14 protein-coding genes, 1 tRNA gene and 1 other annotated feature are annotated in these 17205 nt (G+C 39.3%); all 15 genes read right to left on the bottom strand.

The window, feature by feature from the left end; all coding sequences use genetic code 11:
• Positions 1-211: 211 nt before the first annotated feature.
• Complete coding sequence (gene lonB / locus AS180_RS07255; protein ID WP_025908561.1) at positions 212-1879, bottom strand: ATP-dependent protease LonB; 1668 nt, start codon at positions 1877-1879, stop codon at positions 212-214.
• Positions 1880-2022: 143 nt separating this feature from the next.
• Positions 2023-3288 (bottom strand): ATP-dependent protease ATP-binding subunit ClpX, encoded by a 1266-nt coding sequence (gene clpX / locus AS180_RS07250; RefSeq protein ID WP_025908562.1) that lies wholly within the window; start codon positions 3286-3288, stop codon positions 2023-2025.
• A gap of 374 nt (positions 3289-3662) precedes the next feature.
• A complete protein-coding gene (tig, locus tag AS180_RS07245; protein ID WP_025908563.1) occupies positions 3663-4949 on the bottom strand; it encodes a trigger factor in 1287 nt (428 codons plus the stop codon).
• 208 nt (positions 4950-5157) lie between these two features.
• A complete protein-coding gene (locus AS180_RS07240; protein WP_062686607.1) occupies positions 5158-6162 on the bottom strand; it encodes a tetratricopeptide repeat protein in 1005 nt (334 codons plus the stop codon).
• 101 nt (positions 6163-6263) lie between these two features.
• Positions 6264-6857 (bottom strand): 3-isopropylmalate dehydratase small subunit, encoded by a 594-nt coding sequence (leuD, locus tag AS180_RS07235; protein ID WP_025908565.1) that lies wholly within the window; start codon positions 6855-6857, stop codon positions 6264-6266.
• An 11-nt stretch (positions 6858-6868) separates the two neighbouring features.
• On the bottom strand, positions 6869-8284 hold the full coding sequence (leuC, locus tag AS180_RS07230; RefSeq protein ID WP_061785017.1) for a 3-isopropylmalate dehydratase large subunit: 1416 nt from the start codon (positions 8282-8284) through the stop codon (positions 6869-6871).
• A gap of 59 nt (positions 8285-8343) precedes the next feature.
• Entirely contained in the window at positions 8344-9453 is a 1110-nt protein-coding gene (gene leuB / locus AS180_RS07225) for a 3-isopropylmalate dehydrogenase (protein ID WP_025908567.1), read from the bottom strand.
• 27 nt (positions 9454-9480) lie between these two features.
• A complete protein-coding gene (locus AS180_RS07220; protein ID WP_062686606.1) occupies positions 9481-11013 on the bottom strand; it encodes a 2-isopropylmalate synthase in 1533 nt (510 codons plus the stop codon).
• The gene (ilvC, locus tag AS180_RS07215) at positions 11000-12025 is read right to left on the bottom strand and encodes a ketol-acid reductoisomerase (RefSeq protein WP_025908569.1); all 1026 of its coding nucleotides are present in this window, start codon (positions 12023-12025) and stop codon (positions 11000-11002) included. Before ilvC ends, AS180_RS07220 begins: the two co-directional genes overlap by 14 nt.
• Positions 12026-12084: 59 nt before the next feature.
• Positions 12085-12597: an acetolactate synthase small subunit gene (gene ilvN, locus AS180_RS07210; protein ID WP_025908570.1), complete on the bottom strand. Its 513-nt coding sequence runs from the start codon at positions 12595-12597 to the stop codon at positions 12085-12087.
• Entirely contained in the window at positions 12594-14300 is a 1707-nt protein-coding gene (gene ilvB / locus AS180_RS07205) for an acetolactate synthase large subunit (RefSeq protein WP_090752757.1), read from the bottom strand. The genes ilvN and ilvB overlap by 4 nt, the downstream gene beginning before the upstream one ends.
• Before the next feature lie 93 nt (positions 14301-14393).
• Positions 14394-14643, bottom strand: a binding site (T-box leader).
• A gap of 319 nt (positions 14644-14962) precedes the next feature.
• Positions 14963-15036 (bottom strand) — tRNA-Arg (locus AS180_RS07200).
• A gap of 126 nt (positions 15037-15162) precedes the next feature.
• Positions 15163-15672, bottom strand: a complete 510-nt coding sequence (locus tag AS180_RS07195) for a metallophosphoesterase family protein (RefSeq protein ID WP_025908572.1) — start codon at positions 15670-15672, stop codon at positions 15163-15165.
• 14 nt (positions 15673-15686) lie between these two features.
• Positions 15687-16283 carry an XTP/dITP diphosphatase gene (locus AS180_RS07190; RefSeq protein ID WP_035320237.1) on the bottom strand — a complete coding sequence of 199 codons (597 nt, stop codon included), beginning with the start codon at positions 16281-16283 and terminating at the stop codon, positions 15687-15689.
• 36 nt (positions 16284-16319) lie between these two features.
• Positions 16320-17042, bottom strand: coding sequence for a ribonuclease PH (gene rph / locus AS180_RS07185; RefSeq protein ID WP_035320239.1), 723 nt, complete (start codon positions 17040-17042; stop codon positions 16320-16322).
• Positions 17043-17205 lie beyond the last annotated feature (163 nt).

Here is a 17205-nt window from a genome sequence, read left to right as displayed (position 1 = left end):
AATTCTGCTTCAATTTTATCCTATTTAACTTGGCATGTCTAATAATAGTAATTATTAATTGTACCATGTGAAGTCTTTGCAATGCAAAGCGAAGTAAATATCTTTTTCACATAGAAAAAGCCTTTTTCGTAAAGCGTGTATAAAGGTTTTATACGCGAAAAAGGCAGATGATATTCATATAAAAAAATTTTCTAACTAAATGTCGCTAATATTACATGAATTCGCGCTTTGGCACCCCGGCTTCTTTTGATAGGTGAGCAACGTGATCTTGTATTGGTAAGAGTGCATATTTTAAAACATCTGCTAGTTGAGTCACTGGTAAAATGTCAATTCCTCGAATCTGTTCCACCATTCCATTCATATTATCCTTCGGAACGATTACATGAGTTACCCCTGCCTGCTTTGCCGCTTTAATTTTAGGAATGACGCCTCCGATTGGTTTAACATTTCCGTGCAGTCCAATCTCTCCAGTCATTGCAACTGTATGTTTGATCGGCACTTCATAGATAGCAGAATAAATGCCTGTTGCCATCGCAATTCCTGCGGAAGGTCCATCAATTGGCACTCCTCCTGGAAAGTTCACATGAATATCATATTCATCGGCAGGCACAGCCATGGAGCGCAGCACAGTAATGACATTTTCAATTGAACTTCTGGCCATACTTTTTCTTCGTACGGATTTTCCTTGCCCATTGATGTTTTCTTCTTCTACTATCCCCGTAATGGTAATATTTCCTTTTTCTTTTGCTTTCATTGCTTTTACTTCAATTTCTAATAACGCACCTGAATTAGGTCCATATACAGCTAATCCATTAATTAATCCTACTTGTTCTTGTTCTGGAATCTTCGGCTCGTGACGTGGAGTTAGCTGACTTGAATGAATAATCCATTCAATATCTTCATTCTTTATGTCTTTACGATCTTCTGAAATTGCCAATCCAGCTGCAATTTGCATCATATTAACTGTTTCTCGCCCATTGCGAGCATATGTAGACAACATAGACAGCCCTTTATCTGTTACTTCCATTTGTACTTTTTGAGCGGCTTTTTTCGCAACGCTAATGATTTCATCTTGATCAAGCTCGCGAAAAAACACTTCAACACAGCGTGAGCGAATGGCTGGCGGAATTTCACTCGGTGTTCTCGTTGTTGCCCCAATTAAACGAAAATCAGCAGGGAGTCCATTTTGAAAAATATCGTGAATATGAGTCGGAATTTGTGCATTTTCTTCGCTATAATACGCACTTTCCATAAATACTTTTCTGTCTTCTAATACCTTTAGTAATTTGTTCATTTGAATAGGGTGTAGTTCACCAATTTCATCAATGAATAAAATTCCTCCGTGAGCATCCGTTACAGCACCTTGCTTTGGCTGAGGAATTCCAGCTTGTCCCATAGCCCCCGCTCCTTGATAGATAGGGTCATGTACAGATCCGATAAGAGGATCAGCAATCCCTCGTTCATCAAAACGAGCTGTCGTCGCATCAAGTTCTACAAATACTGATCCTTTTTTGAAAGGAGACTTTTGATTTTTTTTTGCTTCTTCTAGTACAAGACGAGCTGCTGCCGTTTTCCCTACGCCTGGAGGTCCATATACGATAACGTGCTGTGGATTTGGGCCACATAGCGCGGCTTTTAAAGCACGAATGCCGTCTTCTTGTCCCACAATATCATGAAAACTTGACGGTCTAACTCTTTCTGCTAATGGTTCAGTTAGTGAAATGGCACGCATCTTTCGCAATTGATCCATTTCTTTTTTTGATTCCCGATCAATTGATACTTTTTGTGTGCGCTGATTGCGCAATAAATTCCAAAAGTACAAGCCAATAATGATACCAAAGAATAGCTGAACCATTAAGGCAATATTCGTCCAATTCATAAGTAACCTCCTGCAACAATTGTTAAGATAATTATTTGTTATTATCTCCTTGCAACAGGTGGAATAAACAAATTTAGCATAAAATTCTTCATAAAATAAAAAAAGACAGAACGTTAAAAACTAACGCTCTGTCTTCTTATTTATTAAGCAGATGTTTTACTTCCTTGTTCAACCGTTGAACCATCTTCTAAAATAAACTTAGGTGCTACTTGATCACGAACCGTTTCTCCAGTGATAATACATTTAACAATGTCTTCACGAGACGGTAAATCATACATCACTTCTAGCATAATACCTTCAATGATTGAACGTAGACCACGTGCACCTGTTTTACGTTCAATTGCTTTACGAGCAATTTCAACAAGTGCTTCATCTTCAAACTCTAGCTCAACATTATCTAGCTCAAGAAGCTTTTGATATTGTTTTACTAGCGCATTTTTTGGCTTTGTTAAAATCTCAACAAGCGCTCCTTCATCTAACGGTACAAGACTAGCCGTAACAGGTAGACGACCGATAAATTCAGGAATTAAGCCAAACTTTAATAAGTCTTCTGGCAGAACTTTTGATAATAACTCTTTATCGTTAAGATCTGCTTGTTTTGTTTCTGAACCGAACCCAATTACTTTCTTACCTAAGCGACGCTTGATAATCGGTTCAATACCATCAAATGCTCCACCACAAATGAATAGGATATTTGTTGTGTCAATTTGAATGAATTCTTGATGCGGATGCTTACGTCCACCTTGTGGAGGAACGCTTGCTACAGTGCCTTCAAGAATTTTAAGCAATGCTTGCTGAACACCTTCACCAGATACGTCACGCGTAATTGATGGGTTTTCAGACTTTCTTGCTACCTTATCAATTTCATCGATATAGATAATGCCTTTTTCTGCTTTTTCTACATCATAATCAGCGGCTTGAATTAACTTCAATAAGATGTTCTCAACATCCTCACCAACGTAACCAGCTTCTGTTAGCGACGTTGCATCAGCAATAGCAAACGGCACATTTAAAATACGAGCTAACGTTTGAGCAAGTAATGTTTTACCACTACCTGTTGGACCAATTAAAGAAATGTTACTTTTAGCTAATTCAACGTCATCAATCTTACTGTTTGAGTTAATGCGTTTATAATGATTATAAACAGCTACAGCCAAAGATTTTTTCGCTTCATCTTGGCCAATTACATACTCATCTAGAATTTCACAGATTTCTTTTGGTTTTGGCACATCTTTAAATTCTACTTCTTCTTCTGTTCCAAGCTCTTCTTCAACAATCTCAGTGCAAAGCTCGATACATTCATCACATATGTAAACACCTGGACCAGCAACTAATTTACGAACTTGTTCTTGTGTTTTACCACAAAACGAACATTTTAGTTGCCCTTTTTCATCGTTAAATTTAAACATAATTTTCACCCCTTATAGTAATGACTAAAGTGCTGGAAGCTCACTTAATCCGAGTTATTTGCCAACTGCTCTTCCTCTTCTTAGTAAAAGCATGACCTTTTATCATACCGAGTTTCCCATGTATGAAAAGATTTGTATTGCATTTTATCATACATTTTTCGGAATAGATACTAAAACGTTTTATGTATAAACACTTGATGAGCGAAAAGCATCGATTGGCTATTATGTATTGTCAGCTTATTAAGCCAATTTCATAACTACGGATTTTTGACAATTGAACAAAACAGCGTGCTGGCGTGTCGTTATGGTATGAAAAAACTTTTGAAGGTTATAAAACAAGGCACGATCAAGTCGCGCCTTGTTCTTTACTATTATTATGCTACAGCTTTGCTGTTTTCTACAAGAAATTCTATAGCTTTGCGAATCTTCATGTCAGCTTTAACTGTTTCAAGACTGCCAAGCACTTTCTTAATTTCTTCGACAGGCATGTTGTACATTCCTGCCATGCTCTCTAATTCTTTTTCTACTTCTTCGTCAGTTACTTCAAGATTTTCAGCTTGAGAAATAGCTTCTAACGTTAAGTTAATCTTCACGCGTTTTTCAGCGTCTGGACGCATTTGGTCACGTAAAGCTTTTTCATCTTGACCAGAGAACTGGAAGTATAGCTCAAGGTTTAAACCTTGCATTTGTAAACGTTGCTCGAATTCTTGCATCATACGATCCATTTCAGTTGCATACATTGCTTCTGGAATTTCTACTTCTGCATTTTCAGCAGCTTTTTCTACTAATGCATCACGTAGAGCTGATTCAGCTTCGTTTGTTTTTGCAGTTTGTAAGTTTTCTTTTGTTTTCGCTTTTAATGCTTCTAAAGTTTCTACTTCTTCGTCTACATCTTTAGCAAATTCATCGTCTAATGCTGGTAATTCTTTTGCTTTGATTTCGTGTACTTTCACTTTGAAAGTTGCTTTTTTACCAGCAAGCTCTTCAGCATGGTACTCTTCTGGGAACGTTACTTCAACGTCTTTTTCAGCGCCAACTTCTAAACCTACTAATTGCTCTTCAAAGCCTGGGATAAATGTGTTAGAACCAATTTCTAATGAATAGTTCTCACCTTTTCCGCCTTCGAATGCTTCTCCATCAACGAATCCTTCAAAGTCGATTACAGCAGTATCGCCTTCAGCAATAGCGCCTTCTTCTTTTACTACTAGCTCAGCTTGACGCTCTTGAAGAGATTTTAATTCAGCTTCAACGTCTTCGTCAGTTACTGTTGTGTCTAATTTTTCAACTTCTAAGTTTTTGTATTCGCCTAATTTCACTTCAGGCTTAACTGTTACTTTAGCAGTGAAAACTAAGTCTTGTCCTTTTTCGATTGTTTCAACATCGATTTCCGGACGATCTACTGGCTCGATACCAGCTTCAGCAACAGCATTGCTGTAAGCTTCTGGTAATAAGATATCTAGTGCATCTTGGTATAAAGATTCTACACCAAAGCGTTTTTCAAATAGTGGACGTGGCATTTTCCCTTTACGGAAACCTGGTACGTTTACTTGTTTAACAACTTTTGTGAATGCTTTATCTAAGGCTTTATCGAATTCAGCAGCTTCAACTTCTACTGTTAAAACGCCTTGATTACCTTCTTGTTTTTCCCATTTTGCAGACATGTATATTTCCCTCCAAAATCATTTTAAGTAGTGATTTTCACTCTGATAATGAGATCAATGTTTCCTTCATTATCTATCGAACTCCCTATTACTTTAAAGTAAGTAGGAACGTGATGTAAAGATGAAATTCTACTATACTTGTTTAAGTGCATTTTACAACCATTATATTATAACATACAACAATGACGTTTCAACAAAACACCTCATTTTATATCAAAGAAATTTCTTCAATTTCCTTTAGGTGTTTAATAGCTTGTTTCAAATCCTCAGCAGAGAAGTTATGCATCAGTGCGATTTGCTCAGCGTCAACCTCTTCACCATATAATTCAGTTGCGAGTGCGTATAACGCCTCCACCCAGATACCTACATGTTCATTAACCGGACTGAATGGAAATAAAACATATAAATAACGATTCCAAATCTCTAAGCTTGCTTGGAGCATAGTGGGATTTTCGTGTTCCAACTTTTCCCTCAGGGATTTCTCAACATGAATGGCTAACGGAGATGGTATTATTTGCTGTAAAGTGAGCGGATTAATTTTTTTCTCACGCTGAAATTTGTTGATGTGAAAGTCATGGTTAACCTGTTCCTTCATTAATATTTTAAGAGCCTCGGTTTTCACAATGGGATGAACGGATTCATTTGTGAATAGCTCTTGTAAGAAGAAGCTATACTGATTCATTCGATGAAGAGGGAGCGTGTGTAAATGATCAATCTGATTTGAAACGACCGTCTCATTTAAGAAATCTTTTAAACGCGTAAGCTGCTCCTGCTCTGTTTGTCCTTCTATGTCCTTTTCTTGATTCATTCTCGATAAGCAAAACGCTAAGAGCTGATTAATTTGCTCTTGATCCTCAGCGGGTACATCATGTTCTTCTATAACAGCCTGCAAGGTTTCATAGCCTTCTTTATACTCACCAAGCTGGATAAGAATCATTAAAAGCATTTGTAGATTATCATAGTAATGTCCTATGTCTTCATGCAACATCTTTTTACAAAGCGTTTTAGCTGTTTCAACCTCTCCTAGTTCTAAATAACATACAGCTAGCCCGAACAATACGTCTCGGTGCTCTTGGCCTATTTCGTATGCTTGCTTAAATAAATGCAGAGCCTCATTAAAGCGTTTATTCTGTAGATATTCTTTCGCTTTTTCTACTAAACGCTCTTGCAAATGAGGAAACGCAATTACATTATCTCGCTTTTTCTCGGTCATATTCTCTCCTCACTTCACATTTCTTTGCTATACAGTTTAGCAAGTTGTCTAATAGAACGCAAAAAAGAGCCGAGCAAAGAGGTAACTTTGCCCAGCTTTTTTCAATAACGAACGGTATTATTTTCATACTGATCAATGTCAGAAGCAAACGATAACGTATAACCAATTTCATCAAACCCATTTACAAGCATATATTTCCAATGGCTATTAATGTCAAACGTTCGTTTGAATCCAGCTTCGTCTGAAATTGTTTGCTGATGTAAATCGATCGTGCAGTTATAATCAGCTGCTTTTGATTCCTTCAATAGATACTCAACATCTTCAACTGGTAATGCAATTGGTAGAATTCCATTTTTTAGACAATTTTGTTTAAAGATATCTGCAAAAGATGGCGCCACAATGGCTCTAAAGCCGTAATCTAACAATGCCCACGGTGCATGCTCACGTGAAGAACCACATCCGAAGTTTTCATTTGCAACTAAGATTGTTGCTCCTTCATTTTCAGGAGCATTTAGCTCAAAGCTAGGATTTGGCGTTACTCCATCTTCATTGTATCGCCAATCAAAAAATAAATATTTTCCAAAACCAGTACGCTCAATGCGCTTTAAAAATTGCTTTGGAATAATTTGATCTGTATCGACATTAGAGCGGTCCATCCCGGCTACTTTTCCTGTTTCAACTGTAAATGCATTCATGTTACCTCTCCTTATCTCACAGCTTCTTCTTGTAATTTACGAACGTCTACAAAGTGACCATATACTGCTGCTGCCGCCGCCATCACTGGACTAACAAGGTGAGTTCGTGCCCCTTTACCTTGACGTCCTTCAAAGTTACGGTTTGACGTGGAAGCACAATGTTCCCCTTGAGGAACTAAATCCGAGTTCATCCCTAAACACATGCTACATCCTGAATCACGCCATTCAAATCCAGCTTCAACAAACGTTTTTGCAATCCCCTCTTCTTCAGCAATACGTTTAATTTTCTGAGAACCTGGTACAACCATTGCTCGCACATTCGGTGATACTTTCTTTCCTTTTATAAAAGAAGCTGCATCACGTAGATCCGATAAGCGAGCGTTCGTACAGGAACCAATAAATACGTGTTGAATTGGAATATCTTCAATTGCCATACCCGGAGTTAACCCCATGTAGTCTAACGCTCTTTCCAATGATTTGCGTTCTGAATCCGTGTTACATGATTCAAATGTAGGAACTGTTTTACTAATGTACGAACTCATCGCAGGATTTGTTCCCCATGTCACAACAGGCTCGATTTCATTTGCATCAATTTCTAACGTTTGATCATATTCTGCGCCTTCATCCGAAGCTAACGCTTTCCACTTTTCAACTGCTTCAGTGAACTTTTCACCTTTTGGTGCATATTCTCTTCCTTTAATATAAGAAAAAGTTACTTCATCAGGGCTGATTAAGCCTGCTTTTGCTCCTGCTTCGATGGACATGTTACAAATGGTCATCCGCTCTTCCATTGAAAGCTGCTTAATGCAATCTCCCGTAAATTCGATGATAGAACCTGTTCCAAAGTTCACACCAAACTTCTGAATAATCGCTAGTACGATATCTTTTGCGAATACACCAGGCTTCTTTTGGCCATCCACTTTTACTTGAATCGTTCTTGGCTTGGCTTGCCAAAGCGTTTGAGTAGCTAATACGTGCTCAACTTCACTCGTACCAATACCAAATGCTAATGCACCAAACGCTCCGTGGGTAGATGTATGACTATCCCCACATACAATTGTCTTACCAGGCTGCGTTAAACCTAATTCCGGTCCAATAATATGAACGATTCCTTGTTCTTCATTCGTTAAGTCTAACAGCCTCACGTCGAACTCAGCGCAGTTTGCAGATAACGTATCAACTTGTTTTTTGGCAATTGGATCTTTGATGTTGAAGCGGTCAACGGTCGGAATGTTGTGATCCATCGTTGCAAACGTCAAATTGGGTTGCCTTACTTTTCGCCCAGCAACACGTAAGCCTTCAAATGCTTGAGGTGACGTTACTTCGTGAATAAGATGAAGATCAATGTATAATAAATCCGGCTTCCCCTCTTCTTGGCGTACTACATGTTGTTCCCATAGTTTCTCAATAATGTTCTTTGCTTTCATCTTGCTCCTCCTTTCCAGTTATGAAAAACGTTTCTCACATAAAGGTGAGAAACGCATGATTAACTATAAGCTGTCATAATGTTAACAATTGCAGAATCGTCAGCAATCGTATCAACAATTGCTTCTACCATTTTTTCAGTTGATAAATAATGTGAGCCGTTCGCTAAATCTGCTGTACGATGACCAGCATTTAATACGTGTTCTACCGCTTGTTCCACTGCTTTCGCTTCTTCTTCAAGACCAAATGAATGTCTTAACATCATCGCTGCTGATAAAATAGCTGCGATTGGATTAGCTTTATTTTGGCCTGCAATATCTGGTGCAGAGCCATGAACAGGTTCATAAAGAGAAGGTCCGTTTAACGTCAAACTAGCAGATGGTAACATCCCTAAAGATCCAGCCAGCATCGAAGCTTCATCACTTAAAATATCTCCGAACATGTTCTCAGTAACGACTACGTCAAAGTGCTTTGGATTACGAATAAGCTGCATCGCTGCTGAATCCACTAGCATATGTTCAAGCTCAATTTCGGGATAATCTTTTGATACTTCTTCAGCAATCTCACGCCATAAACGACTTGACTCCAATACGTTCGCTTTGTCAACAGACGTAACCTTTTGACGACGAACTTTTGCTGTTTCAAATGCTTGGCGAATGATACGCTCAATTTCTTCACGCTTGTAATAGAGCGTATCTACAACGACTTCTTCACTCCCATTTGTGCGGCGTTCACTTGGTTTTCCAAAATATAAGCCGCCTGTTAGCTCACGTACGATAATAAAATCAACGTCTTGAATATATTCTTTTTTCAAAGGAGAAGAATCTGCTAAACTATCATAATAAGTAACTGGACGCAAGTTAGCATAAAGGTCCAGTTCTTTACGAATTGCTAATAAGCCTCGCTCTGGACGGAGCTGTGTAGGAACGGCATCCCACTTAGGACCACCTACAGCCCCAAGCAATACTGCATCCGCTTCTTTACAAACCGCTACTGTACTTTCTGGAAGTGGTACTCCTTCTGTATCAATAGCAGCTCCTCCGATTAACCCATAGCTAAATTCAAACTGATGGTTAAAGCGTTGACCGATGGCGTTTAAGACGTCGATTGCACCTTTTGTAACTTCTTTCCCAACTCCGTCTCCAGGTAACACCGCTACCTTTTTTGTCATGATAGTCTCTCCCTTCTTGTCTACGTATTACACTTCTTGCTCAACGCGGTGCTGCTTAACTGCGAATAAGCGGTTAATTGCGTTGATATAAGCCTTTGCCGATGACTCTAGTACATCAAATGCTACGCCTCTTCCACTTACTTCCACACCGTCACTTTCTACTTTAACAAATACCTCTGCCAGCGCATCCGGTCCACCGTTAATGGACTGTAGGCGATAATCTAATAGCTTTACATCTTGTTCTAAACAACGTGCCAGCGTATTGTAAATTGCTTCAACGCTCCCTGATCCCGTAGCCGCTTCTTGAACAACGTCTCCATTCTTACGCTGAAGCGTGATTGTAGCAGTTGGAATATTATTAATACCATACTGTACTTGAAGTCCTTCTAGCTTGTATTCAACATCGTGATTAACCTGCTTGTGCACTACTAGTGCAAACAAATCATCATCTGTGATGTCTTTCTTTTTATCTGCTAAGTCCTTAAATTTTTCAAATAGAACGTTCGCTTGCTCATCTTCTAGAACAAACCCTAGCTCTACTAAGCGTGTACGGAATGCATGTCTTCCAGAATGCTTCCCAAGCACAATCGGGTTTTGTTTCACCCCAACAAGTTCTGAGGAAATAATTTCGTATGTTAATGGGTTTTTTAAGACACCATCTTGGTGAATACCAGATTCGTGAGCAAAAGCATTTTTACCTACAATTGCTTTATTTGGTGCAATCGTCATGCCCGTTAGCTTGCTAATTAAATCGCTTGTTCGCTTAATTTCTGGTAAAACCAGGCCTGACTCCGCTTGATAGAAATCTTTGCGAATATTTAAGGCAAGTGCAACTTCTTCTAAAGCCGCATTTCCAGCACGCTCACCAATCCCGTTGATTGTCCCTTCAATTTGTGTTGCTCCTGCTTCAATTGCAGCAAGTGAATTCGCTACCGCTAAGCCTAAATCATCATGACAATGAGCAGACAATGACACTTTATCAATGTTTGAAACATTTTCTTTTAAATATTGAAACACAGATCCGTAGTGAGCCGGCGTTGTATAACCAACCGTATCCGGAATATTAACAACCTTAGCCCCTGCATCAATGACAGCTTCTACAATTTGTGCTAGAAACGGTAATTCGCTTCGGCATGCATCTTCGGCAGACCATTGAACAATCGGAAACTTTTTCGCTGCGTATTTCACCATTTCAACCGCTGTTTCTAGCACTTGCTCTGGTGTCTTTTTCAACTTATGCTCCAAGTGAATTGGAGAAGTAGCAATAAATACGTGCAGCCTTGGTTCAGCACTGTCTTTTAAGGCTTCCCAAGCGATGTCAATGTCCTGTGTAACAGACCTTGCAAGGCCTGTTACAGAAGAATCTTTGACAGTCGACGCAATTTCCTTCACCGATTGAAAATCGCCTTTTGAAGAAGCTGGGAAACCTGCTTCGATTACATCAATTCCTAAACGCTCTAACTGTTTTGCAATCTCAAGCTTTTCTTGTAGGTTTAGATTAACTCCAGGTGATTGTTCCCCGTCTCGTAGCGTCGTGTCAAATAGGTTAATTTTTTGCACTAGCGACCACCGCTTCTTTCTTTTGTTTTTTTACAAATGGCATCATTTCACGTAGCTGCGCACCAACTTTTTCAATTAAATGCTCATTTTCGCTGTTATTGATTGCTGTAAACTCTGGACGATTTGCTTGGTTTTCTAGGATCCAACCTTTAGCAAATTTACCTGTTTGGATGTCTTCAAGCACTTTTTTCATTTGTTCTTTTGAACGCTCATCTACAACGCGTGGCCCTGATACGAAGTCACCCCATTGAGCAGTATCAGAAATTGAATATCTCATTCCTGCTAATCCACCTTCATACATAAGGTCAACGATTAATTTTAATTCATGTAAACACTCGAAGTATGCAACTTCTGGCTGATAGCCTGCTTCTACAAGCGTTTCAAAACCTGCTTTTACTAATGATGTTAAGCCACCGCAAAGAACTGCTTGCTCACCGAATAAATCAGTCTCTGTTTCTTCTTTAAATGTTGTTTCTAATACACCAGCACGAGCTGATCCGATTGCTTTTGCGTATGCTAACGCAATTTCTTTTGCTTCACCAGTTACGTCTTGGAATACAGCAAATAGAGCTGGTACACCCGCACCTTCTTCATATGTTCTTCTCACAAGATGTCCTGGACCCTTCGGAGCTACTAAGAATACATCTACAAATTCAGGAGCAACGATTTGGTTGAAGTGAATGTTGAAACCATGTGCAAAAACTAATGATTTTCCTGGCTTTAATCCTGGTAAAATTTCTTCATTATATACTTTTGGTTGATGCTCATCTGGTAATAAGACCATCACAACTTCAGATTGTTGTACAGCTTCTTTCACTGAAAGAACTGTGAATCCATCCTGCTCAGCTTGCTCCCATGATTTACCTTTTCTTAAACCAACAACTACGTTTACTCCACTATCGCGTAAGTTTTGTGCATGAGCGTGACCTTGTGAACCGTATCCTACGATTGCTACTGTTTTACCTTGTAAGAATTGATCCTTTGCGTCACCGTTATAATATACTTTTGTCATAATAAATCTCTCCTCTTTGTTTTTAATTTTTATAGGTTAATTTTTGGTTTATATCTTAGTTAAATAATTGATGACCACTTTGCCGCTACTTTTTGCGTTCCGCGCGGTACAGCTACGGTACCCGTTCGCGTTACTTCTTTCAGTCCGTATGGCTGAAGTAGATCAATCATCGCTTCGATTTTACTTGATTCACCTGTTACCTGGATGATTAAACTATCTCGGCTAACATCAAGAATGGTTGCTCGAAATGGCTCAATAACTGCATACAGCTCATTTCGGCTCGCTGGTGTTGAAGCTACTTTCATTAAAGCAAGCTCGCGTGAAACAACGGCCTGTTCAGTAATGTCCTGAACTTTTAAGACATCAATTTGCTTGTTTAATTGCTTAATTACTTGTTCAGCAGCGCCATCGTCTTCCACGTTTACTACAAACGTCATGCGCGATACGTCTTCTGATTCGGTATGACCTACTGAAATACTTTCAATATTGAAATTTCTTTTGGTGAACAACCCTGTTACTCTATTTAATACGCCTGCTCTATTTAACACTGTTGCTGTTATAATCCGCTTCACGGTTTCACCCCCACCATTTCATGAAGTCCTTTTCCAGGAGCAACCATCGGATACACATTTTCTTTTGGTGCTACGAAGAAGTTCATTAACACTGGACCATCCGTCTCCATCGCTTCTTTTAATACAGCGTGTGCCTCTTCTTCAGTCTTTGCTTGAAGCCCTTTAATACCATAAGCTTCCGCTAGTTTCATAAAGTCTGGCTGATTCGGAATCAGTGAATGAGAATAGCGCTCTTCATAGAAGATTTCTTGCCACTGACGAACCATTCCAAGAGAATGATTGTTTAATATAACCACTTTCACAGGTAGATTAAGCTCATGAATGACACCTAATTCTTGAAGCGTCATCTGGAAGCCACCATCTCCAACAACTGCTACAACTGTTTTATCTTTATTTGCCAGCTGTGCACCAATGGCAGAAGGTAAACCAAACCCCATTGTTCCCAAACCGCCCGAAGTTACCCATCGGTCTGGATTGTTGAACGTATAGTATTGAGCAACCCACATTTGATGCTGACCTACGTCTGTTGTCACTACGGCATCTCCATCCGTATATTGATGCAGTAGCTCAATCACTTTTTGAGGCTTTAACACTTCTGAAGAGTTCTCATACCATAAAGGATATTCTTGTTTCCACCCAGCTAATTTCTCATGCCATTTCGTATAATCTCCTGTTTCGCCATCTTGTAAAAGAAGCTGTGACAGCACTTCTTTTGCGTCTCCCACGATTGGGATTTTCGTTGGTACATTTTTACCGATTTCAGCGGGATCGATATCAATGTGTGCAATTTTAGCATTTGGTGCAAAGTGCTTTAAATTGCCTGTTACACGATCATCAAAGCGAGCTCCGATACTGATGAGAAGATCACTCTCATAAATCGCCATGTTTGCTGTGTACGTGCCGTGCATGCCGGCCATTCCTAAATGAAGCGGATGATCCGCCGGAAAACAACCTAAACCTAGCAGCGTGTTCACAACAGGAATGTTTTGCTGTTCTGCATAATTTTTTAATTCTTCTGAACCTTTACTTAACAATACACCCGCGCCTGCTAAAATAACTGGCTTTTTAGCAGCTGTTACCGCTTCGACTAATTTCTTAACCTGCAGCTGGTTTGGCGTGTATGTAGGCTGATAGCCAGGTAAGTTAACCTCACCTTCATAGCTGAATTCGCCATCTCCTTGCGCCATGTCTTTTGGGATATCAATTAATACTGGACCAGGTCTTCCCGTTGTTGCAATGTGAAATGCTTCTTTAATGATTCTTGGCAAATCACTGACTTTACGTACTTGATAGCTGTGCTTGGTAATCGGCATTGTAATTCCCAATACGTCGGCTTCTTGGAACGCATCTGAACCAATTACACTTGACGCTACTTGCCCCGTAAATACAACTAAAGGAAGTGAGTCAATCATTGCATCTGCCAAACCAGTTACAATGTTTGTAGCACCAGGTCCACTTGTAGCAATGACAACACCAGGCTTACCAGAAATTCTCGCATACCCTTCGGCTGCGTGAATCCCACCCTGCTCATGACGAGCAAGTACATGAAACATTCCTGAGCCGTAAAGCTTATCATAAATTGGTAAGACAGCTCCTCCTGGGTAACCGAAAATGACGTCAACATTTTCTCTTCTTAGAGATTCAATCAACATGTCAGATCCATTCATTTGTTTCCCAATGCTTGCTGGCTCTTTTGTTTGCATATTGGCTCCCACTTTTTCTCATCCTTTCGTTTTCTTAATAAAAAGAAAAAAAGACTCTCCACCCCTGACAAAGACCCACTTTATTAAGATAGGTCAAGGGGCGAAAAGTCTTTTGTACTTTACGCGGTACCACCCTCATTTGTAGTCACGAAGACTACCTCATGAATGTATAAACATTCGTTTTGATAACGAGTGTGTTGGAATAACACTCGGCCACCCTTACTCAATTCAGGATGACACTCTGAGGTGAGTTCACTTTGATCTGGTAACGTCGGCTTCCAGCAACCCGACTCTCTGTTGATACCAAACTATCAAAATTACTTATCCTCTTCAACGTTTTAATTCATTATTTCATCTCTCTGTTATTCTCAGGTTTCCACTTTCAAATAACAGAGAAAACTAACGTTTTCAACTAATTAAAATTTTTAGAAAACTTATATTTGAGGACTATCTTACGCCCATTTTTATACATAGTCAACCGTTTTTTGAATATTTTTTAGATAATTTAGACTAAACAGAATTTTTGGATACGCTTTCATCGTTGAGACTCTAAGGATGAGATGATTTTAAAAAAGTTTTTCTATCGAGTTCATTTGTACTTCTTAGGAGAACAAAACAAAAAGCCTACTTTTTATCTTAAGATAAAAAGTAGGCTTTTTGGACGTCCCAGGAGAGATTCGAACTCCCGACCGACGGCTTAGAAGGCCGTTGCTCTATCCTGCTGAGCTACTGGGACATATTACTAAATTGTTTCAAAGACATTTTTAATTATATTTAAATATAATTAAAAAGTCAACGTTTTTTTAAAAAATAAATGAGAAGAGAGGAGAAATTTTCTCTTCTCATTTATTTTATTTATTTTTTAAGCAAGCGTGCACGTCAGCTGCATGCTAGGAATACGCTCACCACTTATATCATAAAACTGAACGGTTGCTTCATTATCTTCAACCTCAAGTATAGCATACGTGCGCTCTTTTCTCATACGCGGCAGTAAAATACTTCCGGGATTAATAAACAATACGCCGTCCATTACTTCTGCTCCTGCAACGTGAGAGTGACCGAAGCATGCAACATTTGCCCCTACTTCCCTTGCTTTGTAGTGAAGATTCATCATTGACATTTTGACGTTATATAAATGACCGTGTGTTACCAAACATGTAGCTTCTCCCACTTTTTCAACGCGATCGTTGACATAGGATGCATCGTAATCACAATTTCCACGAACGCTTAAAAAGTTCGCCATTTCTTTACTATTTTGCAAAAGTTCTGAGTCACCACAGTGTATCATTTTATCTACATCTGCATGTCTCTCCTTAATTACGATTAACTCATCTTGTAATCCGTGGCTATCGCTTACAATCAATAGTTTCACACGTCATCACTCCTTTAAAATTGGGCATCAATCAGTGGTTCAAGCTTTTTTAGTGCGTTTGCTCGGTGGCTAATTGTGTTCTTTTCTTCTTTCGTCAATTCCGCCATTGCACGCTTCCACCGTTCGATATAGAAGATCGGATCATAGCCAAAGCCATTTTCTCCTCTTTTCTCTTCCAAGATATATCCTTCACACGTTCCGTCTACTGTAATCGTGTCTTTTCCTGGTACAGAAAGAGCCAGCGTACAATGAAACCTTGCCGTTCGCTCAGCAAACGGCACACCGCTCAACTTTTCTAGTACCTTCTCTATATTAGCATTATCATCCTTTTGTTCGCCAGCATATCGCGCTGAATACACGCCCGGTTCGCCATTTAACGCATCAATAGATAAACCAGAATCATCCGCTATAACGGCAGTATGTAATGTACGTGAGATTGCTTCAGCTTTTAAAATGGCGTTTTCAGCAAAAGTTGTTCCTGTTTCTTCAACATCAGCAATCTCAGGAAAATCTAGCAACGACTTAACTTCAATGCCTTTAGAAGAAAAAAGTGTTTTAAAATCTTTTACTTTCCCTGCATTCTTTGTTGCAATAATGACTTCTCGACCCATCTTAATCTCCTCCACATCTAATGTTAACAGCTTTGCTTAGAGCGATTGAAGCACTTGTTTTTGCGCTTCAATAAGATGCTTAATTCCGCTTTCCCCCAACGAAATTAATTCATCAAGCTCTTGTTTAGAAAACGTTGCTTCTTCACCTGTTCCCTGCAGCTCAACAAATTTACCTTGCCCTGTCATAATAATGTTCATATCAACTTCTGCAGTTGAGTCTTCTTCGTAATTCAAATCTAGAATCGCACCATGTTCACGGTGCATTCCAACAGACGTAGCGGCTAAATAATCTGTAATTGGCATTTCCTTCATTCTTTCTTCTTTAAGCAGCTTTTCAAAAGCAAGCGTCATTGCGACAAACGCTCCGGTAATGGATGCTGTACGCGTTCCCCCATCAGCTTGAATAACATCACAATCAATCCAGATTGTTTTTTCGCCAACTTTATCTAAATCTACAACCGCGCGGAGAGCACGCCCAATTAAACGCTGAATTTCCATTGTACGCCCCGTCACTTTTCCTTTAGTAGATTCACGGATATTTCGCTGTTGCGTTGCTCTCGGAAGCATAGAATATTCGGCTGTAATCCAACCTTTTCCTTGACCACGCATAAAAGGCGGTACTCGATCATCAATGCTTGCTGTACAAATTACTTTTGTATCTCCTACAGATATTAATACAGAACCTTCAGGATGCTTTAAGTAGTCTGTTTTAATCGTAACCGGACGCATTTCCTTTTGATTTCTACCATCATTGCGCATATATTCTCCTCCTTAAATATAGTTTTTTATATGTATCATTTCGTATGAACGCTGTAAAGCACAACACCTTTCATTATATACCTATATCATTAACAAGCATACCTATCGAATAAGAAAAGAGTTTGGGACATAACAAAATGATGGCTTCTAAAAGACGAACACT

The organism is Priestia veravalensis (genome assembly GCF_001457055.1).
Lineage (GTDB): Bacteria > Bacillota > Bacilli > Bacillales > Bacillaceae_H > Priestia > Priestia flexa.
This window is presented reverse-complemented; position numbering and strand designations above follow the sequence as displayed.

Coding starts and splice junctions, on each gene's coding strand:
- leuB (WP_025908567.1), bottom strand. CDS start 9,453: ATGACAAAAAAGGTAGCGGTGTTACCTGGAGACGGAGTTGGGAAAGAA.
- ilvC (WP_025908569.1), bottom strand. CDS start 12,025: ATGACAAAAGTATATTATAACGGTGACGCAAAGGATCAATTCTTACAA.
- tig (WP_025908563.1), bottom strand. CDS start 4,949: ATGTCTGCAAAATGGGAAAAACAAGAAGGTAATCAAGGCGTTTTAACA.
- AS180_RS07240 (WP_062686607.1), bottom strand. CDS start 6,162: ATGACCGAGAAAAAGCGAGATAATGTAATTGCGTTTCCTCATTTGCAA.
- leuD (WP_025908565.1), bottom strand. CDS start 6,857: ATGAATGCATTTACAGTTGAAACAGGAAAAGTAGCCGGGATGGACCGC.
- lonB (WP_025908561.1), bottom strand. CDS start 1,879: ATGAATTGGACGAATATTGCCTTAATGGTTCAGCTATTCTTTGGTATC.
- AS180_RS07190 (WP_035320237.1), bottom strand. CDS start 16,283: ATGGGTCGAGAAGTCATTATTGCAACAAAGAATGCAGGGAAAGTAAAA.
- clpX (WP_025908562.1), bottom strand. CDS start 3,288: ATGTTTAAATTTAACGATGAAAAAGGGCAACTAAAATGTTCGTTTTGT.
- ilvB (WP_090752757.1), bottom strand. CDS start 14,300: ATGCAAACAAAAGAGCCAGCAAGCATTGGGAAACAAATGAATGGATCT.
- rph (WP_035320239.1), bottom strand. CDS start 17,042: ATGCGCAATGATGGTAGAAATCAAAAGGAAATGCGTCCGGTTACGATT.
- leuC (WP_061785017.1), bottom strand. CDS start 8,284: ATGAAAGCAAAGAACATTATTGAGAAACTATGGGAACAACATGTAGTA.